Below are 23,117 nucleotides of genomic sequence, written 5' to 3' on the forward strand. Positions count from 1 at the left end.
CACCCCTCGCAGTGGGCTCCGGCATCTACCGCAGTAGCGCAAGAGGACAGCTCTCGGCGCCCCCCGCACGGGCGCGCTACCAGGCGGCGGAAAGGCACGGCCGTGGCATCCACGGTCACCTCGAACACCTCGAAGGCGTCCCGCCCGGGCTACGGGCAGTTGCTGCGCACCCCGCGCGCGTGGACGTTCCTTCTCCCCGGCTTCGCGGCCCGTCAGCCGTTCGCCATGCTGACCATCTCCATCGTGCTGCTGGTCCAGCACACCACCGGCTCGTACGGGGCGGCCGGCGCCGTGGCCGCCGCCACCGGTGTCTCCATGGCCCTGTTCGCCCCCTACAGCGGCCGCCTCGCCGACCGCCACGGGCAGCGGGCCGTCCTGATCCCCGGCGTCCTCGTCCACGGGGCCGCCGGTCTCACCCTGACGGCGCTGGCCCTGACGGACGCCCCCCTGTGGGCCCTGTTCGTCGCCGCCGTGCCGACGGGCGCCTCGGTGCCGCAGGTCGGCCCCATGGTGCGGGCCCGCTGGGGCGTCAAGCTCCAGGACTCGCCCCTGATGAGCACCGCCGCCGCCTTCGAGTCCGTCACCGACGAGCTGACCTTCGTGCTCGGCCCGCTGCTCGCGACCGCGCTCTGCACCGCCGTGCACCCGGCCGCAGGCCTGCTCACCGAGGCCGGGCTCACCCTGATCGGCGGCCTGCTGTTCGCCGCGCAGCGCGCCACCCAGCCCAAGGTCGTCTCCGTGGCGCACGCGCGCGTGGAGCGCGTCTCCGCCCTGTCCGTCCCCGGGGTGCGCGTCCTGATCGTCACCTTCCTGGGCATCGGCTCCGTCTTCGGCGGTATGCAGGTCTCGCTCGCCGCCTTCTCCGAGTCGATCGGCGAGCCCGGCCTGAACGGTGTCCTGTACGGCGTCTTCGCCGCCGGCAACATGCTCTCCGGCATCGTCTGCGGCGCCATCGCCTGGAAGGCCGCCCCTCAGCGGCGCCTGATCGTCGGCTACACGGCCCTCGCGGTGGTCGCCTCCGCCCTGTGGACCGCCGATTCGGTGTTCGTCCTCGCCGCGCTCGGCCTGCTGGTCGGCATGTGCATCGCCCCCGCACTGATCACCGGCTACACGCTGGTCGACTCGCTGGTCCCGTCCGGCGCCCGCACGGAGGCCTTCACCTGGCTCACCGGCGCGGTCGCGCTCGGCCAGGCGGCCGCCGTCACGGCCGCCGGACAGCTGGAGGACCGGCTGTGGACCGGCGCCGGATTCCTGGTCCCCGCGGCCGGTACCGTACTGGCCCTGGCCACCCTGTTCGCGCTGCGTACGCGGCTGGTGGGCAGGTCCCGGAGCCGTACAGTCGCGCGTGTCGTCGGTCACCGAGTGCCGGTGACAGTGGACTGATCCCGGGGGAATAGGTCACTATGGACCGTCGTTAGCACTCATCGAGTGAGAGTGCCAGGAGGAAGAGCCAGTGCCGACGTACCAGTACCAGTGCACCGAATGCGGTGAGGGCCTCGAAGCGGTGCAGAAGTTCACCGACGACGCCCTGACCGAGTGCCCCGCCTGCAACGGCCGCCTCAAGAAGGTGTTCTCCGCGGTCGGCATCGTCTTCAAGGGCTCCGGTTTCTACCGGAACGACAGCCGTGGCTCCTCGTCGAGCAGCAGCCCGGCGACGTCGAAGGGCTCGTCGGACACGAAGTCGTCCTCGGACACGAAGTCCTCGTCGTCTTCGTCGTCCTCGTCTTCGTCGTCGTCCTCCGACTCGAAGTCGTCGTCCGCGGGCTCCTCCTCCACGAGCAGCACCTCGGCCGCCTAGCGCTCCCGTCCGGGACCCTGCCGTCGTATGCGAGTCGTACGCGACGGCGGGGTCTTCGGCGTTTTCCCGGCCCGGTTAGGGTGCGGGCATGGCGAACACGGAGCACGTGGCGGACGGAGCGGGGCCGGTGGGCGGGACGGGCACGGCAGGGACGGGCTCGGCGGGCGGCACCGCGGCCATGGGCTCCGCCGGTACGGGCCCGGCGGGGACGGACCTGGCGGAGATCGGGGTCATCGGGGGGTCGGGGTTCTACTCCTTCCTCGACGACGTGACCGAGATACAGGTCGACACCCCCTACGGGCCGCCCAGTGACTCCCTCTTCCTCGGTGAGATCGCCGGACGCCGGGTCGCCTTCCTCCCCCGCCACGGGCGTGGGCACCATCTGCCGCCGCACCGCATCAACTACCGGGCCAACCTGTGGGCACTGCGTTCCGTCGGAGCGCGCCAGGTGCTCGGCCCGTGTGCGGTGGGCGGTCTGCGGCCGGAGTACGGACCGGGCACGCTTCTCGTCCCCGACCAGCTGGTGGACCGCACCAAGTCCCGCACCCAGACCTACTTCGACGGCCTCCCGCTGCCCGGCGGGGCCGTCCCCAACGTCGTCCATGTCTCGCTCGCCGACCCCTACTGCCCCGTGGGCCGCGAAGCCGCGCTCGAAGCGGCGCGCGGCCGGGACTGGGAACCGGTGGACGGCGGCACCCTGGTAGTGATCGAGGGGCCCCGTTTCTCCACCCGCGCCGAGTCCCTGTGGCACCAGGCCCAGGGCTGGTCCGTCGTCGGTATGACAGGCCACCCCGAGGCCGTCCTCGCCCGCGAACTGGAGCTCTGCTACAGCACCCTGACCCTCGTCACCGACCTCGACGCCGGCGCCGAGACGGGGGAGGGCGTCTCCCACGAGGAGGTGCTGCGGGTCTTCGCCGCGAACGTCGACCGGCTGCGGGGCGTCCTCTTCGACGCGGTCGCCGCCCTGCCGCCGAACGGCAGCCGCGACTGCCTGTGCGCGAAGGCGCTGGGCGGGATGGATCCGGGGTTCGAGCTGCCGTAGTCGGTACCGGCGGGCGCCGTCACGGGCCGATCGGGGGGCGTGTTGGGGGGCGGGAGCCGACCGCAGGCGGCGGGCGGCCGTGGGGCGGCTCGTGGCTGGCGAGGGGCGGGCGGCAAGCAAGCGGCTGGGCCGACGGCTCGTGACTGGCGGCCGGCGACTCGTGACGGGCGGCCGGCGACTCGTGACGGGCGGCCGACGACTCGTAACGGGCGGCCGGCGACTCGTAACGGGCGGCCGGCGACTCGTGACGGGCGGCTGGCGGCTCGTGGCGGGAGCGGAATTCCTCGTTCGGGCGGTGGAGTTGTCCACATTCCGCCGCCGGTCCACAGCCCGCAGCAGCAGCCGCCGCGAAGCCTCATCGTGGGACCGCAAGCCGATCTCACACAGCAGGTGGTGGTCCCCATGTCCTCTTCCATGTCCCCTTCCACGTCCCGGTCCCCTTCCACGTCCCGGCCCGCGTCCGCACGGCTTCCCTCCTGGGCCGCCGGCCCGCCCGGCACCGACTCCCCTCCCACCTGCGAGGTCCCGCACTTCGCGCCGCTCCGGGTGCGCGGCGGGGCGCACCGGCTCCGCCGTCTCGCCCGCTGCCGACGACGGGCCATGGCCGCGGGCCTGGCGGTGACCGCGGCCGCCCTGCTGGTGACGGGAGCGGGGCCGGGGGAGACCGGACGGGTCAGGGGCCACCCCGTGGCCGACCCGGTCCCCGGTCGCCCCACCGCCGCCGGGACGGTGACCGCGCCGGTCCGCATCTCCGACGGCGCGACGGTACGGCTGCTGCGCCCCGGCGACCGCGTCGACGTGATCGCGGCCGAGGAGTCCGCCACGGGCGCCGGGGCCGCGCGGATCGTCGCCCGCGGTGCCCGTGTGTCCAAGGTGCCGGCCGCCGACGCCACCGAGAGCGGAGCCCTGGTCGTCCTGACCGTGCCCCGCCGCACCGCGGCCCGGCTGGCCGGCGCGGGCGCCACGTCCCGGTTGGCGGTGACGCTGTGGTGACGTCAAGTCCCACGATGGTGGGACCCGACTGGACACCCGAGCCCGGCCCTCACGTAGGTTGCGGAGTCGTTTGTTCCACAATCAGCGCAGAAGGGCCTCGTGGTGAGCAAGCAGAAGCAGGCGAGCGTCTGGGAGGGCTTCAAGGCCTTCCTGATGCGGGGGAACGTGGTCGACCTGGCCGTCGCCGTGGTCATCGGCGCGGCCTTCACCAACATCGTCAACTCGGTGGTGAAGGGCGTCATCAGCCCGCTGGTGGGGGCGTTCGGCACGAAGAACCTCGACCAGTACCGCTACTGCTGGAAGGATCCCTGCACGGTGGCGGCGGACGGCACGGTCACCCACGGTGTCGCGATCCTCTGGGGCACGGTGCTGAACGCGACGCTCACGTTCCTCATCACCGCGGCCGTCGTCTACTTCCTGATGGTGCTTCCCATGGCCAAGTACCTGGCCCGCCAGGAGGCCCGCCGCAAGGCGAAGGAAGGCACGCAAGAGGTCATCGAGGTGACCGAGCTGGAGGTTCTGAAGGAGATCCGCGACGCCCTGGTGGCCCAGCGCGGTTCGGGTCACGACCGCACCTAGCGGCGGCGTTCGCAGCGCTCGGCCGACGGTGTCAGAGGTGGTGGGGCGGCTTCTCGTCGAGGAAGCGCTTCAGGTCGGCCGCGCTGTCCCCACCGTCGCCGGGCCGCTCGCCCCACCCGTGGTCGGTGTCGTCGGACGACGGCCGGCTGAGCGGGTCGTCGAAGACCAGCGCGGCCTTGGGGTCACGCGGTTCGGGGGCGGGAGCGGTACTCATGCCTCCAGGGTACGGCCCCGAGCCCGGCCGACGGCGGCCTCTTCCCTCGCCCCACCCACACGTTCGCCGGGCCCGTCCGCGCACTCTCCCGGTCCCGCCAGGCACGTGTGCGCCCCCGAGCGGGAATTCCCTCGGGTTATCTGGTGTGCTTGGCCCCATGACGTCCAGTTCCACACCCTCGGGCCCCTCGGCTCCGGAACCGGCCCCGGACTCCGGCACGGCCTCGGCCGCGTCCTCCTCCTCGGCCTCCGCCTCCCACTCCGGCGGCGGCCGGGCCCCGGTGCGCAGGCTGGTCGCACGGGGGCGTGGGGAGGAACACCGGGTCGCCTCACCGCTGGAACTCTTCTTCGACCTCTGCTTCGTGGTCGCCGTGGCCCAGGCGGGCGTCCAACTCGTGCACGCGGTCGCGGAGGCCCACGCGGCCGAGGGCATCGTGAACTACGCCATGGTCTTCTTCGCGATCTGGTGGGCGTGGCCTAACGGTGCAACAGGTTGATCTGAGCCTAGCGTCTCCCCTGGTCCGGGGGCCATCGGCACAGCAGGAAGCCCCGTCCGCCTACCTCGGGGGAAGCACGCGAACGGGGCCGTACGGGGCCGTCACGGCTTGCGCCGGGGGTCTGCCCCTCATCCTCTGCGGAGTGCACCCAATGGCCCCCGCAGAGGGTCCTGCAACCGCTCCAGCCGACTCGACCTGTCCATGGGTTGTCCCGGCCGGAACGGGCGTCTCTGGCACCCCAGTTGGGGCTAGGCTCGGCCTATGGCTGCGCCTTTCGTCAACGGTGACGTGCTCCACCGCGCTTGCGGAATTTGCCCCTCGCGCTCTCACGCTGTCGGGGAGTTCGACGTATTCGAGCGACCGACCAAGGAATGCCCGTTCAATCCCGACGACGGGCACCGGTACACAGCGGATGGCACACCGGTCTGCGTCCACCCGGACAAGGTGGGACTACCGGCCGCGCGATACAAAAGCGAGGGTGCACCGCTCACTGCGACACTCGAATTGCCAGCGGACGAAACCGAAGTGGTTCCGTATCTGCGAAGCCTGCTTTACGGCACTGCGCCCGTGTTGCTCGAAAGCCTCATTGAGCAGGCCACGACCGAGATTCCGCGCGCATTCCCGAACCTCGACGCTCTCGCAACGCTGCGCCGCGCACTTAGCTAGGCCGCGACCATTTCGCCGAACTCGATCACGTGGGCCTGTCCCATGTTCAGGAACCCGGCCGCCGCGTACTTCTCGCGCAGGATCGAGAGGCGGCGCGTGACCTCCTCGTGGTCGATCCAGTAACGGGCGGGCGGCTCCCCCCACGCAGCGCGGTACGCCTCATGCGTGTAGTCGTCGGTCCGCCAGTCGGTGTGTTCCTGGTTGGTCTGGTGGATGATCTGGACGCCGACTCGCGCGGCAATGCGCGCCAACAGTTGCGGCTGCGCGATCATCGCGTGCGTCATCTCGTCCACGGGAACGGCGATCGGGATTTCTGCCGTGTTCTCGTCGCCGGTCATCTCGAATACGGCGGCCTTGAGACAGAGCGCCCGCAGACCTTCCGCGAACAGCGGGGCCGCGTCGGTCTCCTGGTTGTACTTGCTGATGACCGGGGTGCCGCTGTAACACGTCCAATCCTCGTCGTACTTGAGACTGGCCGCGACGAACGCGGGGAATTCCTCGTCCGCGTGAATGGCAACGTGGATTTCCCGCGCCCGCTCCGCCACCTTGCCAGCGGCGGGAAGACTCTTTGCGCTCACTGCTGCACTCTCCTTTTCGGTTGCGTGCATGACGTACCACTCCGGCCGCTAGCCCTTCCTGTTGCATAACGGTCGGAGTGGAGATTGCGCCGCCCCTGCCGGATTTCCTGGTGGGGGAACACCTCTGCGGATATGCGTCCGGCAGGGACGGAGATTTAGGCGGCCCAGCCTCGGGCCACGATGACAGCGACGACGTAAACCCACGCAGCGGCAGCGAGACCCACCACCAGGCCGCGCGCGTGCCTCACGTCTCGTCGCTGTGGAGCGAGTACGGGGGTCGCTTCCCGCCGGGCGGTATGTAGACCACTCCCGAGCGCGGGTCACGGGCACCGCCGTACTCGGTCCACCAGCCCTCCTCAGAGCCCGCGTACGGTCCTTCCGGGTCGTCTACGAGGCTGACTAGCTCGGGGGCCGGTAGCGGGCGCGTACGGCGCTTGTGGAGCCTCGCGGGAGCCGTCACGACTTGGACCCGGACTTGAGCCCCTGCGGGTCGTTGCAGTCGAGATGCCGGTAGACCACGGCCGGACCGGCGGACTGCCGCTCGATCTCACCCCGTCGGCAGCGCTCAAGGCTCTTGATCGGCTTCCGGCAGTTGGGGCACGTCTCCCCCGAGGGGGCGAAGGTCGTGTACTCCCGCTGTCTCGCGTCGGTCTCCGGTTGCTGCGTCGTGCTCGCCATCCTCGCCGTCCCCTCAAGTGGTCCGATGACGACCACGCTAGGAAGGCCGGAGCGCCAACTCACAGCGGATTGCGCGCGATTGCGAGCGGATCACACGAGAGAGTCACGGACCCTGGTGATCAGCGCGCGGGCCTTGGTGCCAACAACCGCCATGTCGGCCAGCGTGGCGAACGCGTCGGCGTACGCCTTCACCTCGCTGGGTTGCGTCAGAGTCAGGTACCCGGAGACAAGCTCTACGTTGACCTGCGTCATGTCGTGCAACCAGAAGCCTTCAATGGGCATACGCGCCCGGCCCAGACGGTTCGGAATCACGCCGACGCTGACGTTGGGTAGCGCCCCGACCGTCAGCAGGTGGTCAAGCTGTTCCGCCTGAGTGCCGGCCTCACCGAGCCCGTTGTTCAAGACGGACTCCTCAACCAGGAACGCGAACTGTCGGTGCCCCTCGAAAAGCACACGCTGACGCTCCATACGGACGGCCACGGCATCGGCCACGTCATCGACCACAACCCGTCTCCGCTGGACGGCGCGCAACACGTCTTCCGTGTAGCCGTAGGTCTGGATCAGGCCCGGTACGAAGTTGGGCGAGTAGGCGCGGAATCGGGTGGTGCGCTCGTACAGCGGGAGAACGGACTCCTGGGCGCGTCGCAGTCCCGAACGCTCCATGCGGTGCCACTGCACCCACATGCCCTCGACGGCGCGGAGAGAGGCGATCAGGTCGTCTGTCTGATCCTCGCGCCCGCACGCCTCGCACCACGCCCGAATGTCAGCGGCGGATGGGGTGGCTTTCGCCGTTGAGATACGGGACACCTTGGACGGGTGCCAGCCGCACGCCGCTGCAAGGTCCTTGCCGTCCATCCCGGCGTCCCGGCAAAGCTCACGAAGACGATCCGCAAGAGCCTGCCGGGCCGCCTGGACGCTGGACGATGACGAAGTTGCCATGGATCAGACGGGCCGATACTCCTCATGCGGGGTGGCCCGCTCCCACACGGACTCGAACGCGTCAGCGCACAGCTTCACCACACCGGGGTCATCGAAGGGTTCCGGCCCGGCGGAGGCCCCCTCGCCCGTGAAGTGATTGAACGCTCCGCGTGCGCCGTCGAAAATCCAGAAATCGTTACCGGGCAGGGCGATGTCAGATGCGCGACGGCGGGGCAACCAGCGCACTTGCTCGCCACCCGCGAGGTTCACCGGTCCGGTTACGTCGTACTCAAACCGGCAGTAGTCCGAAAGGGGCTCGCTGACGATCCGGGCGCGACGCACCACCACTCCGCGCGCCGTCGCCTGCTTCATCAGCTCGGTCCACGCCTGATACCTGGCCGCCGCTTCAGCGGTCCGCCCTTCCTGCCAGGCAATGAACCCCGGATCATCCCGGATGTAGCCGTCTCGCATCTCCAGATGGACAGCACTCCTGGTGACGCTGGCCCACTCTTCCTCAAGCGTCTTCGCTGGCACCGTTCGCCTTGTCCTCACTGTCGGGCCGGGGGATGAACTTCAACATCACCTTAGGCAGTCGGATGATCGCCTCATGATCCGGAACGTCCGTCCCGTGACCAGGAATCGAGCCGATCTCCTGGCACGCCTTCACCTCCGCCTCAGTGGCCTTGTAGGACTGGATCAGCAGGTCCCCGCTGTCCTCGTCCAACCAAAGGGTCGGAGACTCGTTACCGGGCGAGTTCGGGATGATCCCTAGGAAACGCAACCTCATGTCCACTCCCTGTGTCGATCCGATTGCGGCGGATTGCTTGACCATCACCCCATCCGGCCATCCCGTCAAGACCGCCGATTCGTAGGCCACTTGTTCCCGCCAAGGGGTCGATCCACAAGATCACCTGACTACCCGTCAGCAAATGAAGAACCCCCGACAACCAGACCCACAGCGGGGCCAGTCATCGGGGGCCAGGCACACCTAAACGTTGAGGCGTGGTCACCTACGGCCGTAGGCGTCGAACAGTTCGCGCAGTACCGGCATCGTCCCGCCGCCCAGTCCTAGGCCGAGGACACCAGCGAACAGGACCGCATCCGTCGCGCTGTCACGGTCGGGGGCCGGGCCGTCCTGGGTGAACGAAATAAATGCCTGGTGCCAAAGGCGGCAAGGTTTCGTGCAGTACGGCTTAAAGCCTCTCGGGCCCCGATAGCACGCCTCTGCACAGCCGGGGCGCCGACACGTTTTTGCCAACATATGCAATCTCCTAGAGTTCAATACGATTCGATGCGGGCTGGTCGCGTTCAGAACAGCGTGGACATGCGATGGATTCGCCCGGCCCATTCCTGCACCTCGGCTTCAATCTCGCCGTCAGCAAGCGGGCGGCTGAAATCCTGTACCGGTAGGGAATGGCCAGCGGCGACGTACCGGCGCGCTAGCTCAACCTCCGCAGCGGAAGGGCCGGTATCAACTGACGCGTCATTACGCCGACGCCGAGCCAATCGAACGCACCCCCCAGCGCGCCCGGTTCATTGCGCGGGCAGCAGCAGACGCCGAACCCTTTCCCGTCACGCTGTCTGCGTCGCTCAGACCGAGGGAGCGCACCAAAGCCATGAACGATCCTTCGGCGGCGCGCAGTTCCTTTAGCGAGGGATTCGGGTACAGGCCGCCCCGGATTCCCCGGACGATTACGCCGCGCGTGTTCACGTCGTGTTCTAGGCCCTGGATCTGATCGAGCACAGCGCAGGCCCGGTCAAGGGTGGTCACCTCGTATGCCTCTAGGTCGAATTCCTCGACCACGGCCCGGCGGAATTCCGCGCTGATCTTCTGGTTACTCATCGTGCCCCCTTCCCGGGGATTGTCTATCTGCGCTGGTCACAGCGGGTTAACTGGTTCTGGTGCTCCGGACGGAGAATCAGGGGTGCTATACGCTTGCGGTCGGGAAAGGGCCGAAAAGGGGGTCACCCCCCACCCCTTTGGGCACTCTAAGTGACCCGAGCCGGCCGTCACCTAGCGTGAAATCACAGACGAATTTACAGAGAACGAGACGCGCCAATGGTCACCAGGGATCAGGCGTGGGCTCATTGCGGCCCGTGGGCTCCGGCCTTTTGGTTGCGGCCCTCTTGATTGCTTTCGCTACTGCCGCCTCGGCTTGCGTCTTCCTGGTGTGGTGCCAGCGACACAGCAATTGCAGGTTGTCTAGCGCGTGATTATCGCCGGGGGTGATGTGGTCAACGTCCGTGCCGGGGTATGTGCAGCGCTGGCCGGTCTCCTCTATGACTCCCTGGCATACACCCCCCGCCCGCCGAATTGCACGCTGCCGCAGCTTTGCCCAGTTGGCCGGTAGTCGCTCGCGTCGATTGCTGGTCTCCCATGCCATAAGCGCGGGTCCTTTCCAAAACAGCGGGGCCGGTGGCTAATGCCGGGCCGACCCCGCGTAGCGTGACGTCAGATCATCCGGCTACTGACAATTCCATCGGGCGAGTAATGGTTCTGCCGACTCTTATCGATCTCAGCCTTGACCCTCTCGGCCGTCTCAATCGCCGTAGCGTTGATTTCTTCCATAGGTGCAGTCAGGAACTCACCCGAAAGGAATGGGTCGGTCTCGCCCACCTGGCGAGAAATGATGTCGATGGCAGACGATAGATCAGCCTGCCCCCAACCCTTTCCAGTAAGCACCAGGTACCCCTGTGCATCCTCCGGGATATCGAGTAGGCCACCCATGGTCAGCGAGTGGAGCACACCAAAGCGACGGCGAGTCTCACCAATGGCACCGGCCACAGCGGAAAACACCTCGGCGGCCCGCTTCCGCTGTGTGTTGAATTCAGCGATGACGGTCTCACGGTACTTGTTCAGGAATCCGCGATCCTTTAGCAGGGCCTCATACTCGGCACGTGCCCGGCGGAGGTCCGTCACAGTCTCGCTAAGGGCCAGCGAGCATCCCTCTAGGGCTGCGTCAGCCTCGAATGCCTTAGCGGCCGTAGCGGGAGCCTTAGTACCCTTGCGCATAGCCTCAGCGTGAGCCTTTGCGGCATTCTGGCGAATATCCTCAGCCTCGGTCTCTAGCTCATTCCAGCGGGCCTCTAGGTCATCGCAGGCCCCGCTCAATTCCAGCACCTTGGCCCAACGCTCGACGGCCACGGCCGGAGCTAGGTCGCAGTGCCACGAGTCAATGCCAAGTAGCTGCGCTTCCTCGGTCCAAATATCCTCGGGCCGCTTTGCGCGCTGGACGACACGCTCTAGTTCGGTGATTCGCTTCTTAGCGGCGTCGGAGTAAGACAGCGCAATGCGCATGTCCTGGTTTGCTAGTTCCATCGGGGTTTCCTCTCGGGTGGTGTGGTTATCAGCGGCGGGAAATGCGGGCGGCTAGTTCCTCGCCCTCGGCACGCTGTAGGAATTGGTCGCGCCGGTTCTCCCAAGCCTGCTGCTCTGTGGATGCTTCGGAAATGTCGTTATCGGGATCGCCGGGGATCGGTAGCCCAAGGGGCCATGGCTCCGGATCGTCAGCGCGGAACTTGAGCAGCCTCAATTCGCGCTCATCCCGCTCACGCGAACTCTCGGTCCATTCGCGGTCTTCCTGAGCCCTGCGCTGTTCCCGCTCGCGCGCTGCCGCCTTTTCCGCGTAGTGGTCGGCATAGTCGGAACTGCTGACCCTGGGTGCCGCGCTACGGGATCGGCGCTCGGCGTACTTTCGGTCGTAACTGGTAGATCCACCCGCGCCGCTTATTTCGGCCCAACTCCATGCGGTCATGGAACGTCCTTCCGGATACACAAAAGGGCCCCCTTACTCGCCGGGTCTCTGTCACAGACCACAGCGGGCAAGGGGGCCCATCGGGGAGGAGTACGCCGACTATGCGCGCGTGACTACAACTCGCCGAAGATTTAAGGGATTGCGGGTGACAGCCGCAGAGTGAGGGGTCGTCTACCACACCTAAACGTTTAGGTGTGCCGACGGGCGGACCGGCTGAGGAGAGCCAACCGGCCACGCGCCGACCGAGAGGAGAACACCGAGGTTCCCGGAGACGAGAGGTAACACCCTCACCCTCAAGAGAGGCAGTACGTAAAGCACAAAGCCGGAAAGGTGCGGGATTTCGAACCCCCGCAAGCATTCGTTACCCAACCGTGACGGCCGGCTCGGAGTTGCAGAATGGCTCAGCGCCCCTCTGAGCGCCTATCTCTGCCTCGCTGGCACTCGGTACCGGCTTACCCCTCAGCGGCTCCCAGAAGCGCGCTCAGCGGCCTTGCGTAGGCGGTATGCCTTTTGCTGGTGAGCGCGGGAGCAATAGCGCTTTGCACGTCCTGCGCCCTCCCAACCGGCGTTCTCCTCGCACCCCTCTAGCTGGCACACAGCCTCTTCCCGTTCCTTGACTTTCTCGTCCTTGGCCAGCAGCGAGCAGTTCGAGCAGCAGAACCGCTGACGCTTGGTGTCCGGGTAAAAGTCGCGTTCGCAGAAGTCGCAAGCGCGCTTGCCAAGGGCCGCACCGTCGGTCAGCGCGGATAGTCGCCTATGTGTCTCTCGGCAAATGTTCGAGCAATACCGCTCCTGTCGGCCGGTCAATGGGCGGGAGCAGATCACACAGTGGCTCTCGTGAGCCTGCCACGGATAGTGGCCCATCTTGGTTCCTCCTCGGAGTTGGGGAGGTGTGACGTTTCTCAGTGCAGGAAACACAGTGGACCCTAAGCTCTATGGGTTTCCTATAGACCTTGATGCCTACTGTGTTTTCTACACTTAGAAGCATCACACCTAAGAAAAGATAGAAAAACAGAGAACTAGCTCAGCCCTCCCGCTGTACCCGATTGGCTCGGTACGTGCGCTTCTTGCAAGCCTCGCCGCAGTACTTGCGCGGGCGGCCGGTAGAGGACTGCGTCAGCGCATTACCGCAGCTCACGCACACGCCATCGGGGGTTTCCGCTGCCTCGGCGCGTAGGGCTAGAGCAATCCTTTGGTGTGTCTCCTCAGCCCCGTTTACTCCCTTTCCGACGGCTCCCCACAGCGCTGACTCAGCATCGCGGAGCAGAGAAATTAGTTCCTTCTTGGTCATGGTGTTTAGTTCCTTTCATGGACAGGGGGTGTGTCCCTAAAGCTGATTACGGGGACAATCGGGCATTCTTAAGCGCGGTTTCGGGGACAAGGGGAGTTCCCTAAAGGGTGTTGCGGGACATAGCCCGTCCCCGAAAGTCCCTAAACTCTGGGATGAAAAACCCCCGTCAGCGAAAGACGGGGGTTTCTTCGGAAGGGAGGGGGGAACGTCTACGCGGCCTTTTCGGCGTAACCGATCAGCAGCGCGAGGCGGGCCGCCTGTAGGTCCGGGGAATTGCCGTGGTTCTTCCGGAACATCCGAACGAGTCGGCCACGCGTCGACGTATCCGGCTCGCTGGCCCAGGCGTCCATACGAGCGCTGAGCGTTTCCAGGTCGAGCGTGTTCGTGATGGGCACCGCGCTACCTCCCTGCTGTCTCTCCATGGCGGTTTCAACCCCCAGAGAGGCAGCCTGTAAAGCGATGCAAGACTCTGTTTCTGACGGTGCGTCAGATACGCCAGCCGGCCGTTTCTGCCCGGGTCCCCGTGAGCCCGTCTGCGGGCATGGGAAAGCCCCGGCGGGGAAGTCCTCGCCGGGGCTCTCAACGGCTCTCAGTCGGCCCTACAGGGGCTTGCTGGCCTCCCTCTGCCTCTCCCTCTCCACAGCGGCTCTCATGCGCGCCGCCCGCTCCTCCTTGACCTGCCTTACGCGGTCGGCCTCGGCCTGCCTCGCTGCCTGCCTGTCGGCCCGCTGACGCTGCCTCTCGGCCTCTCGCTCCTCGCGCTGGCGCTCCCGCTCCTCAATGAGTGCGTCCCGCTCCCTCTCGGCCTTCCTGCGGGCGGCTGCTGCCTTCCGGCTCCCGCTGGCCGATTGCTCCTGCCGCTCCCGCTCAGCGAGTCGGGCCGGGGTGTTCCGGGCCACGGTCGCCATGAGTTCGGCGGCTATCTCCTCGGGGGTCGGGCGGTGTGTCATGCGGGGATCTCCAACTGTGCTGCGTGGCTCTCTGACGGGACGTTACGGGTCGGCGCTGACATTCCCTCATCCGGTCCCTGTGCGGCCCTCTCAGCGGCCTTACGGCGCTGTCGGGTCACCTCTACGAACTCCACCCCGGCGGCGATGGCGTTACCGGCGGCCAGGTCCTTTGCGTCCCGCCACTCGACTACCAACCGGTCATGAATCGGGGTCCGGTCTCCCCGGCACTTGGCCGGTGTGATCGTGACCGACTTGACGGCCGCTGCGAGGAGGGCGCGCCGCCCCTCGATTCCCTCGCTGTTCCAAATCGACGTCAGCGCCTTGGAGTCCATAAGCACAGACAGGTCCGCTTCCTTGCTGAGTTCGGCCAACTCCGCTTTAAGTTCGGCGATTTGCGCGGCCAACTGTTCCCGCAAGCTCTCGAATCGTTCTTCGCTCATCTTCTGGAGAACAAAGAATTCTTTTTCGAGCTTCATTTCTCGGCCAACGGCGCTTTCGAGCATTGCGGACACGTGGCGCTTACGGTCCTCCTTCGCCGGGTCCTGGTAGCTGAGCCAGCGGCGGGCAATGTTCTGAATGGTTTCCGAGTCGGGGGCGAGCCTCAGAATGTGCCCCTGCCAGAGTTCAGCCATTGCGTCGTCTACGCGCTGCCTCTGAGTGGCTGCACCCGGACAAACTGCCTCACCCATGGTGGCCCGGTTACGGCAGTTGTAATTCCTCCCACCGTTCCCCATGGGGCCCTTGCAGTGCGGGCACTTGAACAGGTCAGTCATGATCGTGACCGGCTGACGTATTCCCCGTCGCTTGTCTCCGATCGCAGAACCCGACGCAGCGCGAGACCGGCCAGAGATCAAGGCGTTGATTTTCAGGAACTCGTCATATGTGACGACACCATCGCCGCAGGAAATCGGAACCCCTTTTGCATCCCTCAGCGGATCGATGCTGCGGAAATACTTGTCGATCGGGTTTCCGTACTCATCCGTCGCGCGCTCGCGGTTCGGAATGAGACCGGCCCAGCTAACCGACTTGGCAAGGTGAATGATGGTCTGCGCCCGCCACATTGCCCCCTTCCGCGTCCGCTTCCCCTCGCTGTTCAGCATGTCCGCGATCTTCGCCGGGACCATCGCAGCGAGCAGGCATTCAGCGATCCGGCGCGCTGTCGGGTACTCGCTGGTGAGGTGCCGCAGCTTTCCCGTCCCTTTGGGACATTCGAGGCCGTACGGGGCTAGACCACCCGGCCAGCGCCCCTCAGCCTTGTGGGCGTCGATTCCAATTTTGGTGAACTCGGCAATGTCCTTTGCCTGATCGCGAGCCTGCTCCGAGACCCAGGCAAACATCCCTCGCGCCTTGCGCGAATCCATGTGCTCCGCAACTACGTAGATGCGCGCCCGCCGTTCCTCAAAGGTGTCGAGCAAGAGGCCGACCTGACCCATTCCCCTGCGGGAAAGTCGGCTCGTCTTGAACACATACAGCGTCTTTGAGAGACCGGCCACGATTGCCGCTGTGGAGCTCTCGAATTCCTCGCGCCGGATGTACGCCTTACTCGCTGACTTCTGTTCAAACCAGACGTGGCGGATCTTGGTTTCGTCCCGGTCGGCCTGCGCGCACATCTGACGCACCTGCGCCCGCAGCGCTGCCAACGTGTCCTTCTTCTTGGACCGCCGGACGTACATCTCTGCCAGCGTCTCCGGGTCGCCGGTCGCCGGTTCCCAGAGACCGAGCGCCCTCAGCTCGTCGTCGTTGTTGAACCCGAGGGCACGCAGCGCGGGGAGGTCTTCCCGTTCCATCTGTCATCCGTTCGCCGAAGTCGTACCGCCCTCGGCTTGGGGTGCTTACTCGCTGCCCGCCGTGCGGCCCTACGGGCTACACAGGGGGAGTTTGTAAAGAACCCCAGGTCAGAGCGGTGTTGCTCCGTTGGCTCACGGGTGGGCCTGGATGAACTTCACCTGGTTCGCCTCGGCGTACGACAACGACGACGTGCCGTACCGACTGGTGACCCTCGTGCAGATCGCCGGCGTGCTGGTGCTCGCCGCCGGGGTCACCCGGGCCTTCGAGGACCACGACTGGCTGCTGGTCGTGCTCGGGTACGTGATCATGCGGCTGGCGATGACCGCGCAGTGGCTGCGCGCCGCGCGGACCGCGACGGGGCCCGAGCGGGGCACGGCACTGCGGTACGCGGCTGGTGTGGCGCTCTGCCAGGTCGGCTGGCTGGGGCTGCTGGTCCTCCCGGAGCCGGCCCGGCCGTGGCTGTTCCTGGTGATGGCGATCGCCGAACTGTCCGTCCCGGTGTTCGCGGAGAGAGGCTTCCAGACGTCCTGGCATCCGCATCACATCGCCGAGCGGTACGGCCTGTTCACCATCATCGTGCTCGGCGAGACGATCCTGGCGGCGACGGTCGCCGTCAAGTCCGCGGTGGACGACGAGGACGCGCTGGGCGAGCTGTTGCCGATCGCGTCGGGCGGGCTGCTGATCGTGTTCTCGGCGTGGTGGGTCTACTTCACCGTCCCCATCCACGGCCATCTGCGCTCCACCAGGGAGAGCTTCCTGTGGGGCTACGGCCACTACCTGATCTTCGCCTCGGCGGCCGCGATCGGCGCCGGGCTGGAGGTCGCGGTCGAGCAGGCGGTGGGCAAGGCGCACATCTCCACACTGGCCGCGTCCGCCGCGGTGACCCTGCCGACGGCGCTGTATCTCCTCTCCGTATGGGCTCTGCACGCCCGCCACTACAAGGTGGGCACGGCCCGCCAGGCCGTACTGCCGCTCTCCGCGCTGGCCGTGGTCGTGTGCACGTTCCTGGGCCACTGGGCGGTCCTGACCGCGGGCGTCGTGGCCGCCGTGACGGTCGCGGCCGGGGTCGCGCTCAGCGCCCGCGACCACCGTGCCGAGGAGACCTACAGGGACCTCGGGACGAGCCCGGCCCACGACACCCGTGACGCCCATGGCAGTTGACGCGCTCACCGACGTCGCCGGCCTGCGGGTCGGTCACGCCACCCGGGTCGGCGGGGGCTGGCTCACCGGGACCACGGTCGTGCTGGCCCCGGCGGGCGGCGCGGTCGCGGCCGTGGACGTGCGCGGGGGCGGCCCTGGCACCAAGGAGACGGACGCGCTCGACCCGCGCAACCTCGTGCAGAAGGTCGAGGCGGTGGTCCTGACCGGCGGCAGCGCGTACGGGCTGGACTCGGCGTCGGGTGTGATGGCCTGGCTGGAGGAGCGGGGGCGGGGCGTGCGGGTCGGCCGCGACCCGGCGCACGTGGTGCCCGTGGTGCCGGCGGCCTGTGTCTTCGACCTGGGCCGGGGCGGGGACTTCAGGGCCAGACCCGATGCGGCCCTCGGCCGGGCCGCGGTCGAGGCGGCCGACGCGAGCGGGCCTGGTGCCCCGGTGGCGGAAGGCTGCGTGGGTGCCGGGACGGGGGCGACGGTCGGGCTCCTCAAGGGTGGCATCGGCACCGCGAGCACCGTGCTGGAGTCGGGCATCACGGTGGCCGCGCTGGTGGTGGCCAACGCGGCGGGCTCGGTGACGGATCCGGAGACGGGGGTGCTGTACGGGGAGCTGTTCCAGGGGCGTAGGGCGTATCCGGCGCCGGAGGTCCATGAGAGCGCGCGGCGCCGGATCGCCGAGGCCGCCGCGGAGAGCCCGCCTCCCCCGATGAACACCACGCTGGCCGTGGTCGCCACCGACGCCGACCTGACCCGCGCCCAGGCCCAGAAGCTGGCCGGGACGGCGCACGACGGCATCGCCCGCGCCGTGCGTCCCGTGCATCTGCTCAACGACGGGGACACGGTGTTCACCCTGGCGACGGGCGCCCGGCCGCTGCCGCCACAGGCCGGCCCCCTCGCGCTGAACGAACTCCTCGCGGCGGGGGCGGACCTCGTGACGCGGGCGATCGTGCGGGCGGTGCGGGCCGCCGAGTCGGTGGACGGGCCGGGTGGTGTGTGGCCGTCGTACGGGGAGTTGTACGGAGAAGCATGAGGAGTGAGGGGCGCGAGGGGGGTCATGGGAGTGGTGGGGGTCATGGGAGTGGTGGGGGTCATGGGAGTGGTGGGGGTCAACGGGATCTGAGAAGTCGGTAGTTCCAGCGTTCTTCGGATGCCGCCGGGGGCGATTGTCCCGGTTCTGTCACGTGATGCCGTCAGGCGGGAGTCAGGGGGAACCCTCTCGGCCGCCGCTCGCTCTCTCTCCTCGTACCGGAGCGGAGCACGTAGATCACGCGGATCACGCGGACGCGAAGAAGCTGGAGCAGATCGTGACAAGGCCGAAGATTGCTGTACGGCAGGCACTGGGGACCTGTGCCGTGCTGGTGGTCGGTGCGCTGACCCTCACCGGCTGTGGCGGAGACGCCCAGGCTGACAACAAGAGTGGTGGCAAGGGGACTTCGGCCGAGGACGCGGTGGCGCGGATCACGATCTCGGCGAAGGACGGATCGACGGGCGCGTCCATCAACGCGACCGGGGTGAAGGTCAGCGGCGGCAAGCTGACCGAGGTGAAGATGACCGCCGTCGAGGGGGGCACGGCCGTGGCGGGCGAGATAGCCGCGGACGGGCGGTCCTGGAAGCCGAAGGAGCAGTTGGAGCGCGGTACGAAGTACCGGATCTCCGCGACCGCGAAGAGCACGGCCGGGAAGACGGCGGCGGCGAACTCCATCTTCACGACCGTGTCGACGGCCAACAGCTTCATCGGGACGTACACCCCGGACAACGGCACCACGGTCGGGGTCGGGATGCCGGTGTCGTTCACCTTCGACAAGGCCATCACGGACAAGAAGGCCGTGCAGTCGCACATCAAGGTGACGTCGAGCAGTGGGCAGGAGGTGGTCGGGCACTGGTTCGGGGCGCAGCGTCTGGACTTCCGGCCCGAGGAGTACTGGAAGGCCGGGTCCAAGGTCACGATGAAGCTGGACCTGGACGGCGTGGAGGGCGCGAACGGCCTCTACGGCGTGCAGGACAAGACGGTCACCTTCACGGTCGGGCGCGCGCAGGTCTCCACGGTCGACGTGAACACGCAGACCATGACGGTCGAGCGGGACGGGAAGACGCTCAAGACCGTGCCGATCTCGGCGGGCGCCGCCGCGAACCCGACGTACAACGGCCAGATGGTGATCTCCGAGAAGTTCCGGCAGACGCGGATGAACGGCTCGACGGTGGGCTTCGGCGGTGAGTACGACATCGCGGACGTGCCGAACGCGATGCGGCTGACCACGTCGGGCACCTTCGTTCACGGCAACTACTGGTACAACCGGGGCAACCCGCCGTTCGGGCGTGAGGGCACGAGCCACGGCTGCATCGGCCTCGCGGACGCCCAGGGGGCGAACGGCGACACGCTCGGCAAGTGGTTCTTCGACAACTCCCTCGTCGGCGACGTGGTGATCGTCAAGAACTCCCCCGACAAGACGGTCGCGCCGGACAACGGCCTCAACGGCTGGAACATGCCGTGGAGCGAGTGGACAGCAGGGGACGGCATCTGACCACCCTGTTCTGCGAGTTCGTGGGGCCGCGCGGGAACAGACCGCGCGGCTCCCTCGTTTTACGGGCGTACGTTTTCTCGGTTCCCGGACATGATGTCCGACCGAGGGGCTACGGTATGCACCCACAAGGTGACATGCAGCAACGCCGGGAGAAACCTTGAGCGTTCCGTACGAGACGGCAGCGTACGAACCACCCGAGTCGCCCGAGTCTCCTGAGGAGCACCTCGCGCGGCTCCTCGGCCGTGCCCTGAACTCCTTCGAGCTGCCCGACGAGACGATTCGACGGCTCGACTGCGCCCTCGCGCACGACAGCTCGCTGCACTCCGCGCACTACAGTTCGGGGTTGCACCGGGCGACGTACCGGCACACGTGGCTGCTGGCCGACGGTTCCGCCGTCACCCTGTGGGAGCTGGTGCACAACACGGCGCTCGGCAGCGAGATCCAGCACGAGGTGTACACGGACGACGAGGAGCTGCGGGCCGCCACCGCGCGCCTGCCGCTGCCGCCGGACGCCACCGACTTCGAACTGCCCGCCGTGGTGGAGCTGGCGGCGTTCCCCGAGCCGCGCCACGAGTACGTGCCGGACGACTCGGCGGACCACGCCCGTCGACTGCTGCGGCGCGCGGAGAACCCGGACCCTCCCGGGGACGAACTCGCCACACTGCTGCTGCGCACCGCGTTCGCGCACGAGATCACCCAGGCCTTCGGACGCCCGCACCGTCCCGCGCGCCACGGCCGGCCCGGCTGGAGTTTCTCGCTCTACGAGCACGCGTTCCTGCTCACGGACGGGCAGGAGATCTCCCTGTGGGAGGTCGAGCACACGGCCACACCGGACGGACGCCACATGTGCGAGGTGTACGCGACGGAGGACGCGGCCCGGGACGCGATGGAGCGGCGGGCGGGGACGCTCGGCTAGGCGCTTCGGCTGGGCGTTGCGACTGGGCGTTGCGACTGGGCGTTGCGACTGGACGCCGCGGCCGGACCGGCTGGACGCCCCGGCCGGACCGGCCGGTGACGGGCTCAGGCGAGGCGGTCGTCGCTGAACTGGCGCGCCAGGAACGCGAAGGCGTCCTGCTCCGCCGGGGTCAGCTCCACGTGCTCCACATGGGGGCCCTTGCGGCGCTGGTGCGGCAGGCCCCGCAGGCGCTGCCCGCGTCGGCCGGTCAGGCCGGCGAAGCGGCCGCGGTGGACCTCGTGGTCCCGGCTCAGTACGCGGACCAGCACGGCGACCCAGATGACCGACGCGAGGGCGAGGGCTGCCAGGCCCAGAGGCTGGAGGATCGACACGTGCTCAGGCATGCCGTCCAGTAGACACCACCGGATGGGACTTTGAGCCCGGACCGTGACGTATCTCGCAGGTACGGCGCACACGTCACACGGGAGGCAAAGCCGCCCAAAGGGACGCACGGCACGGACGGGGCGCAAGGGACGGATTGGGTGCATGGGGCGGACTTGGCACATGGGGCGGGTTTGGCACATGGGGTGGACCGGGCGCACGGGGTGGACCGGGCGCCCACGGGGCGAAGGCGCGCGTCAGGCCGCGATCCCCTGCCGAGCGGGGGCCGCGGCCTGCGTACGGTCACGGGTTCAGGCCGCGACCGGCTCCTTCGTCTCCGCCGCGACCGCCGCGGGCGCGGACTCGGGCGCCGTGCCCGCCGGGGCCCCGCGCACGCCCTTCAGGAGGATGACCAAGCCGGCCGTGACCGCGGTACCGATCGCGATGGCCAGCAGGTAGAGGAGCGGCTTCCCGATCAGCGGGGTGACCCAGATGCCGCCGTGCGGGGCGCGCAGGGTCGAGCCGAAGGCCATGGCCAGCGCGCCGGTGACGGCGCCGCCCGCCATGGACGCCGGGATCACGCGCAGCGGGTCGGCCGCCGCGAAGGGGATCGCGCCCTCGGAGATGAACGAGGCGCCGAGCACCCAGGCCGCCTTGCCGTTCTCGCGCTCGGCGGTGGTGAACAGCTTCTTGCGGATCGTGGTGGCGAGCGCCATGCCCAGCGGCGGGACCATACCGGCCGCCATGACGGCCGCCATGATCTTCATCGCGGCGGGGCTGGGGTCCTGCACGGCGATACCGGCGGTGGCGAAGGCGTACGCGACCTTATTGACCGGGCCGCCGAGGTCGAAGCACATCATCAGGCCGAGGAGGACGCCGAGCATGACGGCATTGCTGCCGGAGAGGCCGCTCAGCCAGTCCGTCATGCCCTTCTGGGCCTCGGCGATGGGTTTGCCGATCACCACCAGCATCAGGAAGCCGACGACGAGCGACGAGACCAGCGGGATCACGACCACCGGCATGATCCCGCGCATCACCGGCGGGATCTTGATCCGCTGGATACCGAGGACGACCGCGCCCGCGAGCAGACCGGCGACCAGACCGCCGAGGAAGCCGGCGTTGATGTTGGCGGCGATCATGCCGCCGACGAAGCCGGGGACCAGACCCGGCCGGTCCGCCATGCCGTACGCGATGTATCCGGCGAGGACCGGGATCAGGAATCCGAAGGCGACGGCGCCGATCTGGAACAGCAGGGCCGCCCAGCTGTCGGCCTGGAGCCAGACGAAGTGCTCGGTGACCGGCTTGGCCTTGTTGATCTCCCAGCCACCGATCGCGAAGCCCAGGGCGATCAGCAGACCGCCCGCCGCGACGAACGGGACCATGTAACTCACGCCGGACATCAGCCACTTGCGCAGCTTGGTGCCGTAGCCGTCGCCGGACTCGCCCGCCCGGTCGACGGGGGTGCCGGGCCGGGGGGCGGCCGTGACCTCGCCGCGCTCGGCCTTCTGACGGACCTCGGCGATGAGTGCGCCGGGGCGACTGATGCCCGCCTTCACGCCGACGTCGACGGTGGGCTTCCCGGCGAACCGGTCCTTCTCCCGTACGGGCACGTCGTGGGCGAAGATCACGCCGTCGGCGGCGGCGATGACGGCCGGGTCGAGGCGGGAGAAACCGGCCGAGCCCTGCGTCTCGACGACGATCTCCACGTCACCGGCGTCCCGGCCCGCGTTCTCCAGCGACTCGGCGGCCATATAGGTGTGCGCGATGCCGGTGGGGCAGGAGGTGACGGCGACGATACGGAACGGGCGGGCCTCGGCGATCTCCTGCGGGGCCGCCTCCCGCGGGGCGGCCTCCTCGGCAGTCGGCGCCGGGGTCGTACTGGCCGGGGTCGTACTGACCGCGGCGGCGTCGAGGGAGGCCGTTCCGCCCGACGCCGCCGCGGAGTCTTCGGTGCCCTCGGTCGCGTCGTCGCCCCGGACGAGCGCGGCGGCACGGGCCGCGTCGTCCACCGCGCGCAGGGCGTCCGTGAACTCGGTGTTCATCAGTTGACGGGCGAGGGAGGAGAGGATCGTGAGGTGGGCGTCGTCCGCGCCCGCCGGGGCGGCGATGAGGAAGATCAGGTCGGCGGGGCCGTCGGGCGCGCCGAAATCGACACCGGCCGCGCTGCGGCCGAAGGCGAGGGTCGGCTCGGTGACGTGCTCGCTGCGGCAGTGCGGGATGCCGATGCCGCCGTCGAGGCCGGTCGGCATCTGCGCCTCACGGGCGGCCACGTCGGCGAGGAAACCGTCCAGGTCGGTGACCCGGCCCTTCGCCACCATGCGCTCGGCGAGGGCACGCGCCGCCGCTTCCTTCGTATCGGCGGACAGGTCGAGGTCGACCAGATCCGCGGTGATCATCTCGCTCATCGCGGGCTCCTTCGCA

General features: G+C 68.1%; 23 protein-coding genes and 2 pseudogenes. 11 read left to right on the forward strand and 14 right to left on the reverse strand.

Features of this window, described 5'->3' with window-relative positions:
• Positions 1 to 102 precede the first annotated feature (102 nt).
• From ACWCRJ_RS33545 to mscL, 5 genes are all read left to right on the forward strand, one after another.
• On the forward strand, positions 103 to 1,383 hold the full coding sequence (locus ACWCRJ_RS33545; protein ID WP_450942827.1) for an MFS transporter: 1,281 nt from the start codon (positions 103 to 105) through the stop codon (positions 1,381 to 1,383).
• 70 nt (positions 1,384 to 1,453) lie between these two features.
• Positions 1,454 to 1,798, forward strand: a complete 345-nt coding sequence (locus ACWCRJ_RS33550) for an FmdB family zinc ribbon protein (protein ID WP_450942828.1) — start codon at positions 1,454 to 1,456, stop codon at positions 1,796 to 1,798.
• A gap of 178 nt (positions 1,799 to 1,976) precedes the next feature.
• Positions 1,977 to 2,840, forward strand: a complete 864-nt coding sequence (locus ACWCRJ_RS33555) for an S-methyl-5'-thioadenosine phosphorylase (protein WP_450942887.1) — start codon at positions 1,977 to 1,979, stop codon at positions 2,838 to 2,840.
• A gap of 402 nt (positions 2,841 to 3,242) precedes the next feature.
• The gene (locus tag ACWCRJ_RS33560) at positions 3,243 to 3,833 is read left to right on the forward strand and encodes a hypothetical protein (RefSeq protein WP_450942829.1); all 591 of its coding nucleotides are present in this window, start codon (positions 3,243 to 3,245) and stop codon (positions 3,831 to 3,833) included.
• A 99-nt stretch (positions 3,834 to 3,932) separates the two neighbouring features.
• Entirely contained in the window at positions 3,933 to 4,412 is a 480-nt protein-coding gene (gene mscL, locus ACWCRJ_RS33565; protein ID WP_450942830.1) for a large conductance mechanosensitive channel protein MscL, read from the forward strand.
• Positions 4,413 to 4,443: 31 nt separating this feature from the next.
• On the opposite strand, the gene ACWCRJ_RS33570 is transcribed toward mscL, so the two are convergent.
• Positions 4,444 to 4,626 (reverse strand): hypothetical protein, encoded by a 183-nt coding sequence (locus ACWCRJ_RS33570; RefSeq protein ID WP_005485959.1) that lies wholly within the window; start codon positions 4,624 to 4,626, stop codon positions 4,444 to 4,446.
• A 157-nt stretch (positions 4,627 to 4,783) separates the two neighbouring features.
• Between ACWCRJ_RS33570 and ACWCRJ_RS33575 the strand changes: the two are divergent.
• A pseudogene (locus ACWCRJ_RS33575) lies at positions 4,784 to 5,107 on the forward strand (low temperature requirement protein A); the annotation flags it as partial.
• 276 nt (positions 5,108 to 5,383) lie between these two features.
• Entirely contained in the window at positions 5,384 to 5,788 is a 405-nt protein-coding gene (locus ACWCRJ_RS33580; protein ID WP_450942831.1) for a hypothetical protein, read from the forward strand.
• Here ACWCRJ_RS33580 and ACWCRJ_RS33585 read toward each other — a convergent pair.
• The 11 genes from ACWCRJ_RS33585 to ACWCRJ_RS33635 all read right to left on the reverse strand — a co-directional run bounded on the left by ACWCRJ_RS33585 (position 5,785) and on the right by ACWCRJ_RS33635 (position 15,745).
• Positions 5,785 to 6,366, reverse strand: coding sequence for a hypothetical protein (locus ACWCRJ_RS33585; RefSeq protein ID WP_450942832.1), 582 nt, complete (start codon positions 6,364 to 6,366; stop codon positions 5,785 to 5,787). The genes ACWCRJ_RS33580 and ACWCRJ_RS33585 overlap by 4 nt on opposite strands.
• A 456-nt stretch (positions 6,367 to 6,822) precedes the next feature.
• On the reverse strand, positions 6,823 to 7,044 hold the full coding sequence (locus tag ACWCRJ_RS33590) for a hypothetical protein (protein ID WP_450942833.1): 222 nt from the start codon (positions 7,042 to 7,044) through the stop codon (positions 6,823 to 6,825).
• Positions 7,045 to 7,134: 90 nt separating this feature from the next.
• Positions 7,135 to 7,983 (reverse strand): helix-turn-helix domain-containing protein, encoded by an 849-nt coding sequence (locus ACWCRJ_RS33595; protein ID WP_450942834.1) that lies wholly within the window; start codon positions 7,981 to 7,983, stop codon positions 7,135 to 7,137.
• 3 nt (positions 7,984 to 7,986) lie between these two features.
• A complete protein-coding gene (locus ACWCRJ_RS33600; RefSeq protein WP_450942835.1) occupies positions 7,987 to 8,496 on the reverse strand; it encodes a DUF6879 family protein in 510 nt (169 codons plus the stop codon).
• Positions 8,477 to 8,749, reverse strand: coding sequence for a hypothetical protein (locus ACWCRJ_RS33605; protein ID WP_450942836.1), 273 nt, complete (start codon positions 8,747 to 8,749; stop codon positions 8,477 to 8,479). Before ACWCRJ_RS33605 ends, ACWCRJ_RS33600 begins: the two co-directional genes overlap by 20 nt.
• Before the next feature lie 699 nt (positions 8,750 to 9,448).
• A complete protein-coding gene (locus ACWCRJ_RS33610; RefSeq protein ID WP_450942837.1) occupies positions 9,449 to 9,805 on the reverse strand; it encodes a P27 family phage terminase small subunit in 357 nt (118 codons plus the stop codon).
• A gap of 609 nt (positions 9,806 to 10,414) precedes the next feature.
• On the reverse strand, positions 10,415 to 11,281 hold the full coding sequence (locus tag ACWCRJ_RS33615) for a hypothetical protein (protein WP_450942838.1): 867 nt from the start codon (positions 11,279 to 11,281) through the stop codon (positions 10,415 to 10,417).
• Between the two features lie 28 nt (positions 11,282 to 11,309).
• Positions 11,310 to 11,717 carry a hypothetical protein gene (locus ACWCRJ_RS33620; protein ID WP_450942839.1) on the reverse strand — a complete coding sequence of 136 codons (408 nt, stop codon included), beginning with the start codon at positions 11,715 to 11,717 and terminating at the stop codon, positions 11,310 to 11,312.
• Positions 11,718 to 13,217: 1,500 nt separating this feature from the next.
• The gene (locus ACWCRJ_RS33625) at positions 13,218 to 13,403 is read right to left on the reverse strand and encodes a hypothetical protein (protein WP_450942840.1); all 186 of its coding nucleotides are present in this window, start codon (positions 13,401 to 13,403) and stop codon (positions 13,218 to 13,220) included.
• Between the two features lie 204 nt (positions 13,404 to 13,607).
• A complete protein-coding gene (locus ACWCRJ_RS33630; protein ID WP_450942841.1) occupies positions 13,608 to 13,958 on the reverse strand; it encodes a hypothetical protein in 351 nt (116 codons plus the stop codon).
• Positions 13,955 to 15,745: a recombinase family protein gene (locus ACWCRJ_RS33635; protein WP_450942842.1), complete on the reverse strand. Its 1,791-nt coding sequence runs from the start codon at positions 15,743 to 15,745 to the stop codon at positions 13,955 to 13,957. Before ACWCRJ_RS33635 ends, ACWCRJ_RS33630 begins: the two co-directional genes overlap by 4 nt.
• Before the next feature lie 139 nt (positions 15,746 to 15,884).
• Between ACWCRJ_RS33635 and ACWCRJ_RS33640 the strand changes: the two are divergent.
• The 4 genes and pseudogenes from ACWCRJ_RS33640 to ACWCRJ_RS33655 all read left to right on the forward strand — a co-directional run.
• Positions 15,885 to 16,907 (forward strand): annotated as a pseudogene (locus ACWCRJ_RS33640) (low temperature requirement protein A); the annotation flags it as partial.
• Complete coding sequence (locus ACWCRJ_RS33645; protein WP_450942843.1) at positions 16,897 to 17,928, forward strand: P1 family peptidase; 1,032 nt, start codon at positions 16,897 to 16,899, stop codon at positions 17,926 to 17,928. The pseudogene ACWCRJ_RS33640 and the gene ACWCRJ_RS33645, both read left to right, overlap by 11 nt.
• 274 nt (positions 17,929 to 18,202) lie before the next feature.
• Positions 18,203 to 19,420, forward strand: a complete 1,218-nt coding sequence (locus tag ACWCRJ_RS33650) for a L,D-transpeptidase (RefSeq protein ID WP_450942844.1) — start codon at positions 18,203 to 18,205, stop codon at positions 19,418 to 19,420.
• A gap of 157 nt (positions 19,421 to 19,577) precedes the next feature.
• On the forward strand, positions 19,578 to 20,336 hold the full coding sequence (locus ACWCRJ_RS33655) for a DUF6227 family protein (protein ID WP_450942845.1): 759 nt from the start codon (positions 19,578 to 19,580) through the stop codon (positions 20,334 to 20,336).
• A gap of 104 nt (positions 20,337 to 20,440) precedes the next feature.
• Here ACWCRJ_RS33655 and ACWCRJ_RS33660 read toward each other — a convergent pair whose 3' ends face one another.
• Both ACWCRJ_RS33660 and ACWCRJ_RS33665 read right to left on the reverse strand, forming a co-directional pair.
• Entirely contained in the window at positions 20,441 to 20,719 is a 279-nt protein-coding gene (locus tag ACWCRJ_RS33660; RefSeq protein WP_450942846.1) for a hypothetical protein, read from the reverse strand.
• A 288-nt stretch (positions 20,720 to 21,007) separates the two neighbouring features.
• Positions 21,008 to 23,101: a PTS fructose transporter subunit IIABC gene (locus ACWCRJ_RS33665; protein ID WP_450942847.1), complete on the reverse strand. Its 2,094-nt coding sequence runs from the start codon at positions 23,099 to 23,101 to the stop codon at positions 21,008 to 21,010.
• Positions 23,102 to 23,117: the final 16 nt, after the last annotated feature.

The organism is Streptomyces sp. NPDC002324 (genome assembly GCF_053593335.1).